14 protein-coding genes are annotated in these 17,312 nt (G+C 51.9%); all 14 read left to right on the forward strand.

What is annotated here, in order from left to right; all coding sequences use genetic code 11:
• Positions 1-93 precede the first annotated feature (93 nt).
• The gene (locus tag E1189_RS08005; protein ID WP_155159508.1) at positions 94-1,107 is read left to right on the forward strand and encodes an Asd/ArgC dimerization domain-containing protein; all 1,014 of its coding nucleotides are present in this window, start codon (positions 94-96) and stop codon (positions 1,105-1,107) included.
• A gap of 221 nt (positions 1,108-1,328) precedes the next feature.
• A complete protein-coding gene (locus tag E1189_RS08010) occupies positions 1,329-4,289 on the forward strand; it encodes a FimV/HubP family polar landmark protein (protein WP_155159509.1) in 2,961 nt (986 codons plus the stop codon).
• A 94-nt stretch (positions 4,290-4,383) separates the two neighbouring features.
• Positions 4,384-5,241: a tRNA pseudouridine(38-40) synthase TruA gene (gene truA / locus E1189_RS08015; protein ID WP_155159510.1), complete on the forward strand. Its 858-nt coding sequence runs from the start codon at positions 4,384-4,386 to the stop codon at positions 5,239-5,241.
• A gap of 29 nt (positions 5,242-5,270) precedes the next feature.
• Positions 5,271-5,915: a phosphoribosylanthranilate isomerase gene (locus E1189_RS08020; protein WP_155159511.1), complete on the forward strand. Its 645-nt coding sequence runs from the start codon at positions 5,271-5,273 to the stop codon at positions 5,913-5,915.
• A complete protein-coding gene (gene trpB, locus E1189_RS08025; RefSeq protein WP_155159512.1) occupies positions 5,905-7,113 on the forward strand; it encodes a tryptophan synthase subunit beta in 1,209 nt (402 codons plus the stop codon). The genes E1189_RS08020 and trpB overlap by 11 nt, the downstream gene beginning before the upstream one ends.
• Before the next feature lie 12 nt (positions 7,114-7,125).
• Positions 7,126-7,956: a tryptophan synthase subunit alpha gene (gene trpA, locus E1189_RS08030; RefSeq protein ID WP_155159513.1), complete on the forward strand. Its 831-nt coding sequence runs from the start codon at positions 7,126-7,128 to the stop codon at positions 7,954-7,956.
• 72 nt (positions 7,957-8,028) lie between these two features.
• Positions 8,029-8,970, forward strand: coding sequence for an acetyl-CoA carboxylase, carboxyltransferase subunit beta (accD, locus tag E1189_RS08035; RefSeq protein ID WP_155159514.1), 942 nt, complete (start codon positions 8,029-8,031; stop codon positions 8,968-8,970).
• 133 nt (positions 8,971-9,103) lie between these two features.
• Positions 9,104-10,426 (forward strand): bifunctional folylpolyglutamate synthase/dihydrofolate synthase, encoded by a 1,323-nt coding sequence (locus E1189_RS08040; RefSeq protein ID WP_196221315.1) that lies wholly within the window; start codon positions 9,104-9,106, stop codon positions 10,424-10,426.
• Positions 10,427-10,488: 62 nt separating this feature from the next.
• A complete protein-coding gene (locus tag E1189_RS08045; protein WP_196221316.1) occupies positions 10,489-10,998 on the forward strand; it encodes an SPOR domain-containing protein in 510 nt (169 codons plus the stop codon).
• Positions 10,999-11,102: 104 nt separating this feature from the next.
• Positions 11,103-11,597 (forward strand): CvpA family protein, encoded by a 495-nt coding sequence (locus E1189_RS08050; RefSeq protein ID WP_155159517.1) that lies wholly within the window; start codon positions 11,103-11,105, stop codon positions 11,595-11,597.
• 176 nt (positions 11,598-11,773) lie between these two features.
• On the forward strand, positions 11,774-13,285 hold the full coding sequence (purF, locus tag E1189_RS08055; protein WP_155159518.1) for an amidophosphoribosyltransferase: 1,512 nt from the start codon (positions 11,774-11,776) through the stop codon (positions 13,283-13,285).
• A 123-nt stretch (positions 13,286-13,408) separates the two neighbouring features.
• A complete protein-coding gene (locus E1189_RS08060; protein ID WP_155159519.1) occupies positions 13,409-14,602 on the forward strand; it encodes an O-succinylhomoserine sulfhydrylase in 1,194 nt (397 codons plus the stop codon).
• A 106-nt stretch (positions 14,603-14,708) separates the two neighbouring features.
• A complete protein-coding gene (locus tag E1189_RS08065) occupies positions 14,709-16,943 on the forward strand; it encodes a YgiQ family radical SAM protein (RefSeq protein WP_155159521.1) in 2,235 nt (744 codons plus the stop codon).
• Between the two features lie 158 nt (positions 16,944-17,101).
• A partial coding sequence (locus tag E1189_RS08070) for a MerC domain-containing protein (protein WP_155159520.1) occupies positions 17,102-17,312 on the forward strand: 211 nt, incomplete at its 3' end.

Consider the following 17,312-nt stretch of genomic DNA (forward strand, 5'->3'; position numbering starts at 1 on the left):
GAGGGAGGGAGGGCTGCTTTTGCAAAGAACTGGGACTCTCTATAAAGTGGCGCACCATTCTGAACGTGATTACTCAACGGAGTGTATTGTCTTATGTCTGAGATGCCTCTTGCCCTTGTTGGTGCAGACACCTTTGCTGGTGAATCCCTGCTGAACCTGTTAGATCAGAGCGATGTTAAGGCTGACAGCGTTGTCGCTCTGGTTGCAACGGTTGATGACGATGCCACAGTGAACCTGGGCAGCCAGAGCCTGACTGTGCAGGCTTTGGGAGAATATTCTTTTCAGTCTGGTCAGGTCGTCATCTGTGCAGGGGATGCCCAGCTGGCGGAAACCGCTATTGCTTTGGCAGGCAGTGCTGGTGCCATGGTACTGGACGCGACGCCTTTCAGCCGCAGTCAGGATTTTGCCACCCTTGTTCATCCGGATGTAAATCCGGAGGGGCTTATGTCCCTGCAACAAAGTGGAGTTGTGGCTGTACCTGGCGATGTCGCCATGGTTGTGGCTCCTGTACTCCGTGCCATGCGCCAGTTAGGTGGGATTGGTCGGGTGGATATGAACTGCAACCTGTCTGTGAGCAGTGCAGGCAAGGTAGGTATCAGTGAACTGGCTGGTCAGACTAATCGTCTGTTGAACGGCCTGCCCGCTGAACATACCGTTTTCTCAGACCAGATTTCTTTCAACATGCTGCCATCCTTTGAAGGGCAGGTGGGTGATGCTGTCACAGCCAGCCGTGAACTGTCTACCCTGGCCGGACATGATGGTATGCCTGTGCATGTCAGTAGTATGGTGACGCCGGTTTTTTATGGTCAGGTGATTCACTTGTCCGTTTCTCTGGACTGGGCCGTCAACATCAGTGAGGTCTGGGACGTGCTGGAAGGTATTCCTTCTGTGAGGATTTGTGCCGATCCAGAAGAAGCGTTCACTCCCGTATCTCTGGTGAACGCCGATGATGAGCAACGTAATTTAATCCACATTAGTGGTTTACGTTCTTCCGAGGCTCAGGAAAATGTACTGAATATGTGGCTTGTGTCTGATAATGCGCGATCTGGCAGTGTTCTGGGTGCAAAACAGCTATACCAGTGGTTGATTACCGAGTTTCTGCAGTGATAACTTAACAGATAATTGTCATTCTGGGGGCAATAGAATAACGACGACGTCCCCATACTGTGCATTTTCGACGGTGTAACACTGGATGATGCCTGTGCGGCTGACGTTTATAACTATTCTGACTGTATAGGGTTCGCTGCATAAGATTCATAATTACGAAAGCTGTTTATTTGCTTCCGTCCAGTTTGCACCGCACATATAAGAAGAAGGATAGGGGATATATGTTACGTAAGCTCGCCGCAGCCATTGCTATAGCTGGTAGCGTAACTGGAACCATTGGGGCCAGTACCGCTTATGGGTTAGGGCTCGGTGATATCCGGCTGAACTCCGCATTAAATCAGCCTCTTGATGCAGAGATAGAACTTGTTGAAATCAGAGAGCTTACCCGTGGTGAAGTTCTCCCGAGTATGGCAACCCGTGAAGATTTTGAACGTGCGGGTGTTGAACGTCCCTACTTTCTGTCCGATTTGCGATTCCAGACCATTAAACGAGAAGATGGTACCGCCTTTGTGCGGGTTACCAGTCGCAAGCCAGTTGTTGAACCCTATCTGAACTTCCTGATGGAAGTGCACTGGCCCAGCGGTCGGCTGCTCAGGGAGTACACGTTGTTGCTCGATCCCCCCTCTTTCAGTAATCAGGTCGTGGAATCTGCAGTCAGCACCAACCCGGTTCAAGTTCCCCCCCCAGCGCCCGCGCCCGCTACCCCGGTGAAACGACCTAATATCTCGGCACCGTCTCCTGTTTCCACACCTGTTCAAGCTCCGGCTTCTCCTTCTCCTTCTGTACCGGCACAGGACGATGCATCTGATACATATCGGGTGCAACGTGGAGACACACTTTGGGAAGTGGCTTTACGTACCCGCCCCGGACGCGATGTAACACCGATTCAAATGATGGCGGCACTGCAGGCAGAAAACCCGAGAGCATTTATTAATGGCAATATTAACCTGCTGAAGCAGGGGGCCGTGCTTAATGTGCCGGATCGTGATGCAATTAATGCGCTGGATGGCAATGCTGCCGCCAATAATATACGAGCGCAAAACGAACAGTGGCGCAATGGCTCTTCGCGAGTGCAGCTTGATGCCACCCGTAAGGATGAAGTAGTAGAAACAGCACGGGGCACTATAGAGCAGGATCGTCTTGATATCGTAACCTCCGGTGCCCAACGCTCGGCTGATAACGCCTCCGATCAAGGCGGTGGTGATGCGGCGGGCACTGCCCGCGCTCTGGAAACGGCCATTTCCGTCAATCAGGAACAGCTCGACACACTGAGCCGTGAGAATACCGATCTTAAAGACCGCCTGCGAGACCTGGAAGATCAAATTCAATCCCTGGAAAAACTTGTTGTTCTCAAGAGCGATGAGCTGACCGCAGTGCAGATGCTCAATGAGCAGGTGCAAGCCGCGCAGGCAAAGGTTGAAGCGGCCGAAGCAGAGCAGGATATTGATTATAACTACTACGAGGCTGATGAGATGGAGCCGGTTCAAGAACCCTCCGCTCCATCAACGGCCACTATCGCCAGGCCTGATGATTCCATTACACAGGCTCCTGTCGCACCAGTATCAGACTTTAGCCCTGAAACTGAACCCAAGCCTGATCTGATGTCAGTAGAAGGTGTTATGAACCTTCTTATGAAAAATCAGATGTACCTGGCCGCTGGCGGTGGTTCGCTGCTTGTGTTGCTGGCGATTGCTGCCCTTGTGGTGCGCCGTCGCAGGCAGAAAGAAGAGGAAGATAGCATTGATACCGAATCCACCATCGCACCGGCAGATGAGTTGGAGGATTTACCAGATGTAGAAGACCTGTTTGTTGCTCAGGATACTGCCAAAGATGATGAATTAGATTCTGGTGATGTATCTCAGGCTGAATCCGATGAAACTCCAGACCTTGATATCAATGAGGAATTGCTGAGCGATACGACGTCTGCTCAAGAGGCCAGCACAGACCCACTGGGCGAGGCTGATATCTATATTGCTTATGGTCGACTGGATCAAGCTGTTGAGCTGCTAGCCACCGCCGTGGCTGGTTCTCCAGAACGTGCGGATTTCCGTATCAAACTGATGGAGGTGATGACTGACAGCAAGAATGTTGAAGGCTTCCTCGAGCAGGAAGAAGCACTGCAAAACCTGGGCAGCAGTGAAGGGATTAAACGCGCCAGTGAATTACGCCCACGCTTCCCGGCCGGAACCTTTGATGCAGCAGCAGACATCACCGATGAAACCTCTCAGTCCGAAGAACTCCAGGCGAAAGAACCCACCAAGGAAGATACGGGCAGTGTCGATGAGCTTGAAATTGATTTTGGTGATGAAAACCTTGATACAGGCCTTGAGTTCAACCTGGATGATTTCGAGACTGACACGGCTTCAGAAGATACACCCCCAGACAGTGCTGAAGATGAGACAAACCTGGAAAGCGCCGCTGATGAGTTTGATCTGGATCTTGAGACCCTGGATGCAGAAGTGGATGAAAGTGAAACTTCAGCCGAACCAGTTACCCAAGAGGTTGAAACCCTTGATACTCCAGAAGCCGAGTTGCCGGATCTTGACGACCTCGATCTGGAACTGAGTACGGATCTGGACACTTCAGACGTTGAAGAACTCACTATTACGCAAGACAATGCAGCGGAAGATATAACTGTTGAAGAAGCTACTGTTGAAGAAGCGACTGCTGCAGACCATGCACCGCTCACAGAAGAAACCAGTGATGTGGATTTCGATAGCGAGCTTGAGCAGCTGGATGCAGAGTTAGCGGATATGTCCGTGGATCTGGATCTCGACGGTGCGGATATTGAAGAGGCATTGACTCCTGAATCTATGCCTTCAAATGCTGAGGAAACGACAGATGAATTAGCTGTTGAAGGCGAGCCTGCTCCGTCAATAGACGCTGGCGAGCCCGTTGAAGCCGCTGAGAAGTCGACCGCAAATGCTGTCACCGAACAGTTAGACGCTGCACTGGCTGGTTTGTCAGAGACTAACACGTCTGGAGATGTTTCCCAGATGGAGGATGAGTTCTCCTTCCTGGAAGACACCGATGAAACTGCCACTAAACTGGATCTTGCCCGCGCCTACTTGGAAATGGGCGATGGAGACGGCGCCAGGGATATTCTTGATGAGGTGGTTCTTGAAGGTAACGATGCCCAGAAGCAGGAAGCACAGGAGCTGATTGCCAAGATTGGGAAATAAAATCTTCTAAATTTGAGTCTCGGGCTTTCCTGACAGAAAAAGGCTGGTATATGATACCGGCCTTTTTTCTTTGTATCTGAAACAGGGCGTCATATTGGAAGAGTCACAGAAGGACGAGCAGTCCGTTCAAGAAACGCCAGAAGTTTTTCGTTTTGCAGCCTGTGTCGAATATGACGGTTCTGCCTATCACGGCTGGCAATCACTGAAGACTGGCCTGCCGACTATTCAGGCCTGTATAGAAAAAGCCATTGGCAAAGTGGCCAATCATAGAGTATCTGTCGTATGTGCCGGGCGCACCGATGCCGGTGTTCATGGCTCTCGCCAGATTATCCATTTTGATACGACATCTGTCCGTAGCTTGCGCGGCTGGGTATACGGTGCCAATACCCACTTGCCGGACTCCATTGCTGTGCGCTGGGTGAAACCGGTCACTCAAGCATTTCATGCCCGCTTTTCCGCGCTGGCAAGACGGTACCGCTACGTGATATACAATAATCCCATTCGGCCTGCACACTTGAGCCGTGGCCTGACCTGGAATTATCGTCCTCTGGATATTGACCGTATGCGTACAGCGGCTGAATACCTTGTTGGGAAGCATGACTTTACTTCCTACCGTGCGATGCAGTGTCAGGCAAAAAACCCTGTCAGAACCATTGAACATCTGAAACTGAACCGGTACGGGGATTTGATCGTAATTGATGTAAAAGCGAACGCCTTTCTCCATCATATGATCCGCAATATTGCCGGTGTGCTGATGGCCATTGGTTCCGGTAAGCGTGAACCCATTTGGGCGAAAGATGTACTGGATGCGAAAGACAGAAGTGCCGGGGGCGTGACAGCACCACCCTGGGGGCTGTATTTTGTGGATGTGAAGTATCCCGAAGAGTTTGATTTGCCAGAAGAGCCTTTAGGTCCCTCTTTTGTCGGGCCGCTGGTGAATGAATTGAATTAAAATCCTGCAAGATTGTGTGGAGTTCAGGCATGCTGTTTGCTAATGGCGCAGACCGTAACGTGAAAGTTAAAATCTGTGGTTTGCGTAACCCGTCCGACGCTCAGGTGGCTGCCGAGTGCGGGGCCGATGCCATTGGCTTTATGTTCTATGAACCCAGCCCACGCAATCTCACCCTCGAAGAGGGCAGGGTGCTTTCCCAGACGTTAAAAGGGAAGGTGACCCGAACAGGTGTGTTTGTGAATCCTGAACCTGTGTTTCTTGAACAGCTGTTAAACACTGTTGAACTTGATGCTCTGCAGTTTCATGGTGATGAAACAAATGAGTTTTGTCGCCAGTGGGGGCTGCCCTGGATTAAGGCCGTCCGGGTTCGGGAAAACAGCGATGTCGCGGAAGAACTGTCACAATGGACCAATGCCTCGGCTTTTCTTCTGGATTCCTATACGCCGGGTGTTTATGGTGGGACAGGGGAGGCGTTTGACTGGGGTCGCTTCCCCAAGCATCTTAAACAACCCCTGATTCTGGCGGGAGGTTTGTCTCCCGCTAACGTGGCAGAAGCGATAGCCACAGTTCAACCCTGGGCTATCGACGTTTCGAGCGGCGTTGAGCGTTCCAGGGGCATAAAAGATGAGACTCTCATTCGAGAGTTTATGAAAGAGGTCAATAATGTCTGCTAAGGACAAGTATAACCAGCCGGATGCGCGTGGTTACTTCGGAGATTTCGGTGGTCAGTTTATCCCCGAAACCCTGATGCCAGCGGTTCAGGAACTGAGCGAAGCGTTTGATAAGTTCGTCGGTGATCCTGAGTTTATGGAAGAATTTGACAAGGATTTGGCCCACTACGTTGGACGCCCATCTCCCCTCTATCATGCTGAACGATGGTCCCGTATGCTCGGCGGTGCCCAGGTTTATCTGAAGCGTGAAGACCTCAACCATACTGGTGCTCACAAAATTAACCATGCGGTGGGGCAGATTCTGCTGGCCAAACGCATGGGCAAGACCCGCATCATCGCTGAAACCGGTGCAGGTCAGCACGGTGTTGCCACGGCAACAGTCTGTGCCCGTTTGGGGCTGGAATGCGTGGTCTACATGGGCGCGAAAGACGTTGAGCGTCAGGCAGCCAATGTGTATCGCATGAAGCTGCTGGGTGCCAAGGTGGTGCCTGTAACCAGCGGTTCCCAAACCCTGAAAGATTCTATCAACGCTACCCTCCGTGACTGGGTGACTAACGTGGATAACACCTTCTACCTTCTGGGTACAGTGTGTGGCCCGCACCCTTATCCGAAAATGGTGCGCACCTTCCAGAGTATTATTGGCAGGGAAGCCCGTCGCCAGATTCTGGACCAGACCGGTAAACTCCCCGATGCACTGGTGGCCTGCGTGGGTGGTGGTTCCAACGCCATGGGACTGTTCAGTGAATTTATCGATGATAAAGGCGTGAAGATTTACGGTGTGGAAGCCGGTGGCCTGGGTGTGGAGTCCGGCAGGCACGCAGCGCGCTTCAGCGATGGTCGCAAAGGCGTTCTGCAGGGTAATCGTACCCATATTATGTGTGACGATGCGGGCCAGATTATTGAAAGTCATTCTGTGTCTGCAGGTCTGGATTATCCCGGTGTTGGTCCTGAGCATGCGTTGTTGCATGAGATTGGCCGTGCCGAATACCCCTACGCGACAGATGATGAAGCCCTGCAGGCCTTCCATGATCTGACTCTTTATGAAGGCATTATCCCTGCTTTGGAAAGCAGCCATGCTTTGGCTTATGTGACTAAACTGGCGCCCACCATGAATCCGGATCAGAGCATTATCGTGAACCTCTCCGGTCGCGGTGATAAGGATATGCACACGGTTGCTGCTATTGACGGCATGACTTTGTAAAGGGAACGGACAATGAATGCACTCAAAACGACTGTAGAGTCCAAGCGAATTGATGTCTGCTTTGCCCGCCTGCAAAGTGAAGGGCGCAAGGGTCTGATTCCTTATGTAACCGCCGGTGATCCGGGGCCGGAAGCCACCGTACCTCTGCTGCATGCTATGGTGGAAGCCGGTGCGGATATTATCGAGCTGGGCATTCCTTTCTCCGATCCGGTGGCCGATGGCCCGGTGATTGAACTGGCTCACCAGCGTGCCGTGTCACAGGGCGTTACACTCGCTGACGTACTGTTAATGGTCGCGGAGTTCAGGAAGAAGGATAATGTCACTCCAATCGCCCTGATGGGATACCTTAATCCCATCGAAATTATGGGTTATGAAAATTTTGCCCGCAGAGCGGCCCAGGCAGGTGTGGATGCATTACTGGCGGTGGATATTCCCCCCGAGGATGCCAAAACCCTGCTTGACCCTCTATATAAGGAAGGTCTGGAAACAGTCTTCCTGGTATCACCAAACACAGTAGATGAGCGTATTGAGAGCATCTGCTCTGTGGCTGGCGGATACATTTATTATGTGTCACTCAAGGGAGTGACAGGGGCCGGTAACCTTGATATCAGCGAGGTTCAGAGTCGTGTTGAACACATTAAGTCGTTCACATCTCTGCCGGTGTGTGTTGGTTTCGGTATTCGTGACGGTGCCTCGGCATCTGCAATAAGTAAAACAGCAGATGCGGTGATTGTGGGAACAGCGCTGGTGAAAGAGCTGGCCACCCATGAGAATGATCACGCCGCCGGGTGTGCTGCTGTAGCAGCCCGCCTGGCTGAGATGCGTACCGCCATGGATCAGTAACTCGTTTTCCCGGCTGGTTTAAGCCAGCCGGGATTCTGGGGGATTAACTCGAATGTGCAACTGGATAGCGTCATGAGTGGCAGTTGGCTGGATAAACTCGTTCCTTCACTGTCCCGGTCTAACTCTCCTCGTAAGAGTGGGCCTGGTAAGAGCAGTGTTCCAGAAGGACTCTGGAAAAAGTGCGTTAAGTGTGAGTCGGTTCTGTACCGCCCCGAGCTGGAACGCAATCAGGATGTCTGCCCGAAGTGTGAGCACCATATGCGTGTGTCTGCCCGTGTCCGCCTTGAGCGTTTGCTTGGAGATGAGGGCCGGGAAGAAATGTTTGCAGACCTTGAACCGGTAGATCGCCTTAAGTTCAAGGACAGCAAGAAATACAAGGATCGCCTGACCCAGGCGCAGAAAGCCACCGGCGAGAAAGACGCGCTGGTGTGCATGCGTGGCAATATCGAAGATGTGCCCGTTGTGGCTGTGGCCTTTGAATTCACCTTTATGGGCGGCTCCATGGGTACCATTGTGGGTGAGAAGTTTGTGCGTGCTGGAGAATACTGCCTTGAGCACAAAATTCCTCTGGTGTGTTTCTCTGCCAGTGGTGGTGCCCGGATGCAGGAAGCGCTGTTTTCTTTGATGCAGATGGCTCGCACCAGTGCGATTCTTGAGCGTTTGAAACAGGCGGGTATTCCGTATATCTCAGTACTGACTGATCCGGTTTATGGCGGTGTTTCGGCAAGCCTGGCCATGCTGGGTGACCTGAACATAGGTGAACCACGTTCTCTGGTTGGTTTTGCTGGCCCCCGGGTTATCGAACAGACTGTGCGTGAGAAGCTGCCCGAAGGTTTCCAGCGCAGTGAATTTCTGCTGGAGCATGGTCAGGTGGATATGATTGTTCACCGCCATAATATGCCATCGACTCTGGCTCGCAGTCTTCGTCGTATGACTCAACATCTGAACGGTCCGCGGGTGTCCTCCACCTCTGAACCCGACAGTGATTTTGATGAGGCTGAAGCTCTTTCCTGAGCTTTGCCTCTGATTTTGGTGAAGCCTGCTTGCAGGTTTTGCCGATAATTTCTTGAATTTTCACGGTTTTATCTGTACTAAAGGCAGCAAATATACAAATCCCGGTCAGCCCTTAGTGATGGATGCCACAGCAATGAATTCAGCCCCCACCTCTCTCCCTGACAGCCTCTCTTCCTGGCTGGCCTTTCTCGAATCTCGTCGCCCGGAACATGAAATGGAGCTGGGGCTGGAACGTGCTGACCGCACAGCTCGCAGGTTACTTCCTGCGTCTTTTTACAGTGACAATCGCAGTGTAAAAGTCATTACAGTTGCCGGCACCAACGGCAAGGGCAGTACGGTTGCGACTGTGGCCGCGATTCTCAAAGCTGCCGGTATCCGCGCCGGAGCCTGGACCTCTCCACACCTTCAGGTATTTAACGAGCGTATCCGCATTGATGGAGATATGGTGGCGGATGAAGCTATCGCTGATTCTTTTACCCGCATTGAAACGCTCCGTGGCGATGACTTCCTCAGCTACTTTGAGTTCGGGGCACTGGCTGCACTGGATATTTTCCTGCGGGAAAAAGTGGATGTCATTCTGCTGGAAGTCGGCCTGGGTGGACGACTGGATGCTGTGAATATTGTGGATGCGGATGTCTCCATCGTAACCACCGTGGATTTGGATCATCAGGCATGGCTTGGGGATACCGTTGAGAAAATTGCCTATGAGAAAGCGGGTGTTTTCCGTACAGACCGGCCTGCAATCTGTGGAGAGGTGGAGCCTGCGCAATCTCTGCTCAACCATATTAAAGATATTGAGGCCATTGAAGTTCGCAATGGTCAGGCATTTACGGCAGACATTTGTGATGAAACCATGGCTTTCACTGGCCGATGTGCCAATGGACAGAGTCGCTCTCTTACACTGCTACCTGTACCGAGCCTCCCATTAACCAGTGTGACCTGTGCCCTTGAAGCTGTGTGCTGGCTCTTTCCTGAAATGAACGAAGAGGCCATTCGTACCGGGCTGGGGAATGCCCAGCTGGAAGGGCGTTGCCAAAAGGTGCAGGCTGTCAACGGAAAAGGCGAGCCTGTTACTGTTATGCTGGATGTGGCCCATAATCCTCAAGCGGCTCGTTTACTGAAAAAGCGAATTGAACAATTCAATCATCCAAAGTCACTGGCGGTGCTGGGGATGTTGGATGATAAAGATCTGAAAGGTGTACTGGAGCCGCTGACAGGGCTATTCAGCCACTGGTACACAGGCACTGTTTCCTACACACTGCGGGCCAGAAACAGTGAGAGTCTGGCGAATGAACTGGTCGTTCTGGGGGAAGCTGTGACCAGCTTAACAAGTGTTCCGCAGGCTTTACAGACAGCTTTGGAGCATGCTGAAGCAAACAGCACGGTTGTCGTTCTGGGCTCATTCCATACCGTTGGAGAGTCCCTGACTTTTTTGTCGAATCAGGATAGAACCTAAGCATCGACACGGAACCGTGTCGCCGGTTAGTATTTCTTTATTGGATGATGGGAAAGTCAGGTATGGATCATAAACGTAAGCAGCGTCTCACGGGCGCACTGGTTCTGGTGGCTGCTGCCGTTATTGTCTACCCCTTGCTGTTTTCCAGTGGCTATGAAGAAGAGGTGCTGGCGTTAACAATCCCTGAGCCACCAGCTGCTCCCGAGATTCCCAAATATATCGAGCGTTTTGATAAACCGCTGATAGTACCCGAAGAGCCAGCGGACTTTGAGCCAGCTCCCACCGTTGCGGCTGTGGAGCGGCCTTCCCTTGATAGAAATAATATTCCCGTCAGCTGGAGCCTGCAGCTGGCGGCTTTTTCCCAGTTCAAAAATGCCGAGCAGTTACAGAGCCGCTTGCGATCTGATGGCTTCCATGCTTATACCCGGGAAGGGAAGAGTCATAAAAAAGGCGAATCCCTTTATCGGGTTTATGTCGGTCCGGATCTTCGTAAGGAGAAAATACTGAAACTGCGTAAAGACATTGAGAAAGATTACAGTCTGAAAGGTTTGGTTGTTCGGTTTGTACCGTAATTTACCAGATTGCCCGTTTTCCTTTGGGAAATATCACGGGAATACTGTTAGAATCCCGCCCGAAACTATTGATTGCGTAAAGAAGAGCACGTAAAGAGAGACTCATGAATCTGATCTGGGTTGACTGGGCCATAATGGCCATTGTCCTTGTTTCCGCATTAATTAGCCTGACTCGCGGCTTTTTTAAGGAAGTTCTTTCACTGGTCACCTGGGTGGCTGCTGTGATTATTGCCTGGCTGTTCAGTGGCAGTCTGTCTTTGATGTTTCAGGAATATATTGATACGCCATCGTTGCGAGCCTCAGCAGCGGCGGCGGTGTTGTTTATCGCGACCCTGCTAACCGGTGGCTTGATTAACAGCTTGATCGGGAAACTTGTGCAGATGACCGGGCTATCAGGCACCGACCGTGCTCTGGGTATGATTTTTGGCGCCATGCGTGGCGTGCTGCTTGTCACCATGCTTGTTGGCGTGGGCGAGTATCTGCCGGTTCACCAGGATAACTGGTGGAGGGCCTCCACATTGGTTCCCCATTTTGAAATTGTTTCAACATGGGTGAAAGGATTGGCAATGGATTCTATTGCCCCTCTGTTTGTACGTTGATCCTATTCAGATATCAGAGTTATCGCTGAAGCACTGCACCCACAGTGCTTCGAAAGGAAAAGAAAGGCCGTCACCCTGAACCGTGGGTCTGACCCTGCCGGCGGTGCTTTCTCAGTATAAGTACAGAGGCTTCACTCAGGGAGCGAGCCGCTGACGACAACGAGGTATACGGACGCATGTGTGGTATCGTGGGGATTTCCGCTACCAGCCCGATTAACCAGGTGCTCTATGATGCACTGACGGTTTTGCAGCACAGGGGGCAGGATGCTGCGGGGATGATGACCTGTCATGAAGGCCGGTTTCATCTGCGCAAGGATAATGGCCTGGTCAGGGATGTGTTTCACACACGTCATATGAAACTTCTGCAGGGCAATATCGGGATTGGCCATGTACGCTATCCCACCGCAGGCAGCTCCAGCTCTGCCGAAGCCCAACCCTTCTTTGTAAACTCCCCCTACGGCATTGCCCTGGCCCATAACGGCAATCTCACTAACGCTAACGCCATTAAGGACGAGATGTTTCGCACCCAGCTGCGCCACATCAACACTAGCTCAGATTCCGAGATTCTTCTGAATGTGTTTGCCCATGAGCTCCACGCTCAGGGGCAGCTTCAACCTCAGCCAGAACACTTCTTTACCGCCATTGGTAATGTTTTCAAGCGTTGCCAGGGTGGTTATGCGGTGGTGGCCATGGTGAACGGTCATGGTTTGATAGCCTTCCGTGATCCTAACGGTATCCGCCCGCTGATTTACGGACGTCGGGAAACGCCAGCAGGTCCTGAGTTTATGGTGGCTTCCGAATCTGTTGCTCTCAATGCCCTTGGTTTTGAGCCTGTGCGGGATGTCAAACCCGGCGAGGCGATTCTGTTTGACCTTAATGGCAACGTTCACACTCATATGTGCGCCGAGGATAGCTGTCTTACGCCTTGTATTTTCGAGTACGTTTACTTCGCCCGTCCGGATTCTATTATTGATGGCGTGTCAGTGTATAAGTCCCGTTTGCGCATGGGACAGAAGCTGGCTGAAAAAGTGCTGCGTGAGTGGGCAGATCATGATATCGATGTGGTGATGCCGATTCCTGACAGCAGCCGCCCGGCCGCTTTGGAAATGGCAAAGTATCTCAGTGTGAATTACCGGGAAGGCTTTGTGAAAAACCGCTACATCGGTCGCACCTTTATTATGCCGGGGCAGACGGAACGTAAGAAGTCTGTGAAGCAAAAGCTCAATGCTATTGGTCTGGAGTTCAAGGGCAAGAATGTCATGCTCGTGGACGATTCCATTGTCCGCGGTACAACCTGCACTCAGATTATTGAGATGGCCCGGGAAGCGGGGGCGAAGAATGTGTATTTCTGCTCTGCTGCCCCTGAGGTGCGTCACCCTAATGTGTACGGTATTGATATGCCAGTGGCCAGTGAACTGGTTGCCCATGATCGTACGGTTGAGGAGATTGCTGAGCTGATTGGTGCTGATAAGCTGGTATTCCAGGAGCTGCCTGATCTGGTGGAGTCTGTGCAGGTTGGGAACCCGGAGATCAAGGAGTTCGACTGCTCTGTGTTCGATGGCAGGTATCTGACCGGCCATGTGGATGAGGTTTATCTGAATCAGCTGGCGATGGCGCGCAGTGATGCTGCCAAGACAGCCAGCTCAAAGGATGAGTCGGTTATTGATGTTTATAACCAGACGGCTTGATCCTGTTGTTGGAACTCTAACTGTATGAGTTCCAACATACACTTTGTCTGGCTTCATGTTTAACTTCTTTTCGTTTTAGTGTTACAACTCCTCTCTGATTCTTGTTTTGTTGGGATAACCAGAATGAAAAACCGGCAAGTGCTTCCTGAAAACGCATCTTTTGAAACCTTGTCTGTTCGTGCCGGAACAGTACGCTCTGCCGAGCGTGAACACAGTGAAGCCATGTACCTCACCTCCAGTTTTACCTATGACTCAGCAGCTCAGGCGGCTGCTGTATTTGCTGGTGAGGAAGAGGGCAATGTGTATTCCCGTTACACCAATCCCGGTGTGCGCATGTTTGAAGAGCGTATGATGGCCCTTGAAGGGGCAGAAGAGGGGTGTGCAACCGGTTCAGGTATGGCGGCCATTATGGGTATCTGCATGGCTCACCTTAAAGCCGGTGATCATGTGGTGTGTTCCCGCAGTGTGTTTGGTACCACCGTCACCTTGTTCGCAAAAATTCTGGCTCAGTTCAATGTGTCCTGCACCTTTGTTGATCTGACCGATCTGGATCAGTGGCTTGATGCCATGCAGCCGGAAACCAAAATGCTGTTTCTGGAAACCCCTTCCAACCCCTTGGGGGATGTGGCTGATCTGGAAGGTATTGCAGAGATTGCCAAGGCTGGTGATGCCCTGTTTGTGGTGGATAACTGCTTCTGCACACCCGCACTGCAACAGCCACTTGCCTGGGGCGCGGATATTGTTATTCACTCTGCCACCAAGTTTATTGATGGTCAGGGGCGCTGCATGGGGGGAATTGCTCTGGGCAGTAAAGAGCTGATTCAACCTATGCACCTGTGGCAGCGAGCGGCCGGTGCCAGCTTGAGCCCGTTCAATGCCTGGGTTCTGTTAAAAGGTCTGGAGACGCTGAAACTCCGTATGGATGCCCACTGCCGCAACGCCCAGCAACTGGCCTGGTGGCTGGCGGAACATCCCAAGGTGGTTGATGTGCACTATTGCGGTCTTCCCCACCATCCCGGTGCAGCTCTGGCGCGCAAACAGCAGCAGGGTTACGGTGGCGTACTTTCTTTTGAAGTTGATGGTGGCCGTAAGGCGGCGTGGAAGGTGATTGATGGTGTACAGGTGATGTCCCGCACAGCAAACCTTGGTGATACCCGCACAACTATTACCCATCCGGCCTCTACAACTCATTGCCGTTTGAGTGATGACGACAAGCAGAAAGCTGGTATTGTGGAAGGGCTGATCCGTGTTGCAGCAGGTCTTGAGAATGTCGAGGACTTGAAGGCTGATCTTGAGCGTGGCCTGCAGGAGTTATAACTTAACAACAGGGGTAACCCCTGCCTGAACCTGTGGTTGAGATATATACCCAAGCGGCCTTTTCGAAGGTAGAATGGCCGACTTTTCTATCCTGACCCGAGTTCCAATGACAAAAGCCAACCAGCGCAAGCCTGTGCAGGCGCCAGATCTGTTCTCCTATCCGAAATATTGGGCAGAGTGTTACGGCACTGCTCCATTTTTGCCCATGTCACGGGACGAGATGGATGAGCTGGGTTGGGACTCCTGCGATATCATCATCGTAACCGGCGATGCTTATATCGATCACCCGAGCTTTGGTATGGCAATTATAGGCCGCTTTCTGGAGTCCCAGGGCTTTCGGGTGGGCATTATCTCCCAGCCGGACTGGACTAACCGTGACAACTTCATGAAGCTTGGCAAGCCCAACCTGTTCTTCGCAGTGGCTGCGGGCAATATGGATTCCATGATCAACCACTATACGGCTGATCTGAAAAAGCGCAGCGATGATGTGTATACCCCTGATGGCGAGGCCGGTAAGCGCCCGGATCGTGCTGTGACGGTTTATAGCCAGCGGTGTCGTCAGGCTTACAAAGATGTACCGGTTTATATTGGTGGTATTGAGGCCAGTTTGCGCCGCATTGCTCAGTACGATCACTGGACAGAAGAGGTTCGCCGCTCCGTTCTGATTGATTCCGGGGCTGATATGCTGATCTACGGAAATGCTGAACGTGCCATGGCTGAGCTGGCTCACCGCATCGCCAATGGTGAAAATGGCTCTGATATTGATGACCTGCGTGGCACCGTTGTTATCAAGCCGAGCACACCTGACGGTTGGACAGAGATTGATTCTTCCCGCATCGACTGGCCCCGTGATATTTCTTCTCTGGAGGAAGCCTATGGTGGCAACCCCTATGAAATGAAGGATGAAGCCACCTGTGCGCAAGAGAAACAGACTGAACAGGAAAGCGATACCCAGCCTGTACGGATTATTCCGCTGCCTCTACACCGTAAGGTAGAGCTGGATGACGAGAAAACCTGTATTCGTCTTCCGTCCTTTGAGAAGGTCAGCAGAGATCCTGTGCTGTACGCTCATGCCTCACGTGTATTGCACCAGGAATCCAACCCCCATAACGCCCGCACACTGGTGCAGCGCCATGGAAATCGTGAGGTATGGGTCAATCCTCCGCCTATTCCTCTGAAAACCGAAGAGATTGATGGTGTATTTGGGCTGAACTACCAGCGTCGTCCCCATCCCTCTTATGGCGATGCTAAAATTCCTGCGTTCGATATGATCAAAACCTCGATCAATATTATGCGAGGATGCTTTGGCGGCTGTACTTTCTGCAGTATCACCGAGCATGAAGGCCGTGTGATTCAGAGCCGTTCCCAGGAATCTGTGCTGCAGGAGCTGGAAGATATCCGGGATAAAGTGCCTGGCTTTACCGGTCAGATTTCTGATCTTGGCGGCCCGACGGCCAATATGTATTTCCTGAACTGCAAAGACCCGGATATTCACGCGAACTGCCGTCGTCTGTCCTGCGTGTTCCCCGGTATCTGTAAAAATCTGGAAACCTCCCACGCCCAGACCACAAGCCTTTACCGTCGTGCACGGAAAGTGCCGGGTATCAAGAAAATCGCCATCGCCTCAGGCCTGCGTTATGACCTGGCCGTAGAAGATCCGGAGTACGTAAAAGAGCTGGTGACCCATCACGTGGGCGGCTATCTCAAAATTGCTCCTGAACATACCGAGAAGAACACCCTCGACCTGATGATGAAACCGGGCATGGGCACGTACGACAACTTCAAGAAGATGTTCGAGAAGTACTCTAAAGAGGCCGGCAAGAAGCAGTATCTGATTCCATACTTTATTGCGGCACACCCCGGTACCACCGATGAAGATATGATGAACCTCGGACTGTGGCTGAAGAAAAATAACTTCCGGGTGGATCAGGTGCAGACCTTCTATCCGTCTCCTATGAGTCTGGCCACAGCGATGTATCACTCAGGCCGTAACCCGCTGAAGAAGATCAGTTATAAGAGTGGCCGCCTGTATATTCCACGGGAATACAGCCAGCGCCGTATACACAAGGCCTTTCTCCGTCATCATGATGAGAAGAACTTTGATTTGCTGCGTCAGCGCCTGACAGAAATGGGGCGCACCGATCTGATTGGTAATGGCCCCAATCAGCTGGTTCCGGCGGCAGAGCGCGCACCTCGCGGAGGGCAGCGTCAGGGCAATCGTCCACCAGCCCGCACAACAAACCGTAAACCTTACCAGAAGGCCCGGGGTGGTCAGTGGGATAATCGTGCCCCAGGCAAAGGCAGTCGCGGCAAGGGCCGGACAGCACCCAAGAGAAAATAAACAAGCTGAAAGATTGACTTAGAGGGACGTCATTGGCGTCCCTTTTTCATGTTCGCTATAAATGTTTCAACAATAAAAACTTGATGATTTGTAAATTTAGGTTATAACGTAACATTTTGAGCCGTTCGAAAATGCTCCGTTCGTTTTGAGGAAAGACTATGAAAACACTGCAGATCGTAACCGACAGGCTGGCCATCAGTTTATCGTTTCTCTGCCTGATGCACTGCCTGGCACTGCCCCTGCTGCTGGTGACTCTGCCCAGCCTGACGGTACTGAACCTTGAAAACGAGCTGTTTCATGTGGGCATGGTTGCTTTTGTCATTCCGACCAGCCTGTATGCCCTCACCCTTGGCTGTAAAAAGCATCAGA

Source organism: Parendozoicomonas verongulae (assembly GCF_009711465.1).
In the GTDB taxonomy this organism is placed as follows: Bacteria; Pseudomonadota; Gammaproteobacteria; order Pseudomonadales; family Endozoicomonadaceae; genus Sansalvadorimonas; species Sansalvadorimonas verongulae.

Coding starts and splice junctions, on each gene's coding strand:
- E1189_RS08005 (WP_155159508.1), top strand. CDS start 94: ATGTCTGAGATGCCTCTTGCCCTTGTTGGTGCAGACACCTTTGCTGGT.
- accD (WP_155159514.1), top strand. CDS start 8,029: ATGAGTGGCAGTTGGCTGGATAAACTCGTTCCTTCACTGTCCCGGTCT.
- trpA (WP_155159513.1), top strand. CDS start 7,126: ATGAATGCACTCAAAACGACTGTAGAGTCCAAGCGAATTGATGTCTGC.
- E1189_RS08040 (WP_196221315.1), top strand. CDS start 9,104: ATGAATTCAGCCCCCACCTCTCTCCCTGACAGCCTCTCTTCCTGGCTG.
- E1189_RS08065 (WP_155159521.1), top strand. CDS start 14,709: ATGACAAAAGCCAACCAGCGCAAGCCTGTGCAGGCGCCAGATCTGTTC.
- E1189_RS08045 (WP_196221316.1), top strand. CDS start 10,489: ATGGATCATAAACGTAAGCAGCGTCTCACGGGCGCACTGGTTCTGGTG.
- E1189_RS08060 (WP_155159519.1), top strand. CDS start 13,409: ATGAAAAACCGGCAAGTGCTTCCTGAAAACGCATCTTTTGAAACCTTG.
- E1189_RS08020 (WP_155159511.1), top strand. CDS start 5,271: ATGCTGTTTGCTAATGGCGCAGACCGTAACGTGAAAGTTAAAATCTGT.
- trpB (WP_155159512.1), top strand. CDS start 5,905: ATGTCTGCTAAGGACAAGTATAACCAGCCGGATGCGCGTGGTTACTTC.
- E1189_RS08050 (WP_155159517.1), top strand. CDS start 11,103: ATGAATCTGATCTGGGTTGACTGGGCCATAATGGCCATTGTCCTTGTT.
- E1189_RS08010 (WP_155159509.1), top strand. CDS start 1,329: ATGTTACGTAAGCTCGCCGCAGCCATTGCTATAGCTGGTAGCGTAACT.
- purF (WP_155159518.1), top strand. CDS start 11,774: ATGTGTGGTATCGTGGGGATTTCCGCTACCAGCCCGATTAACCAGGTG.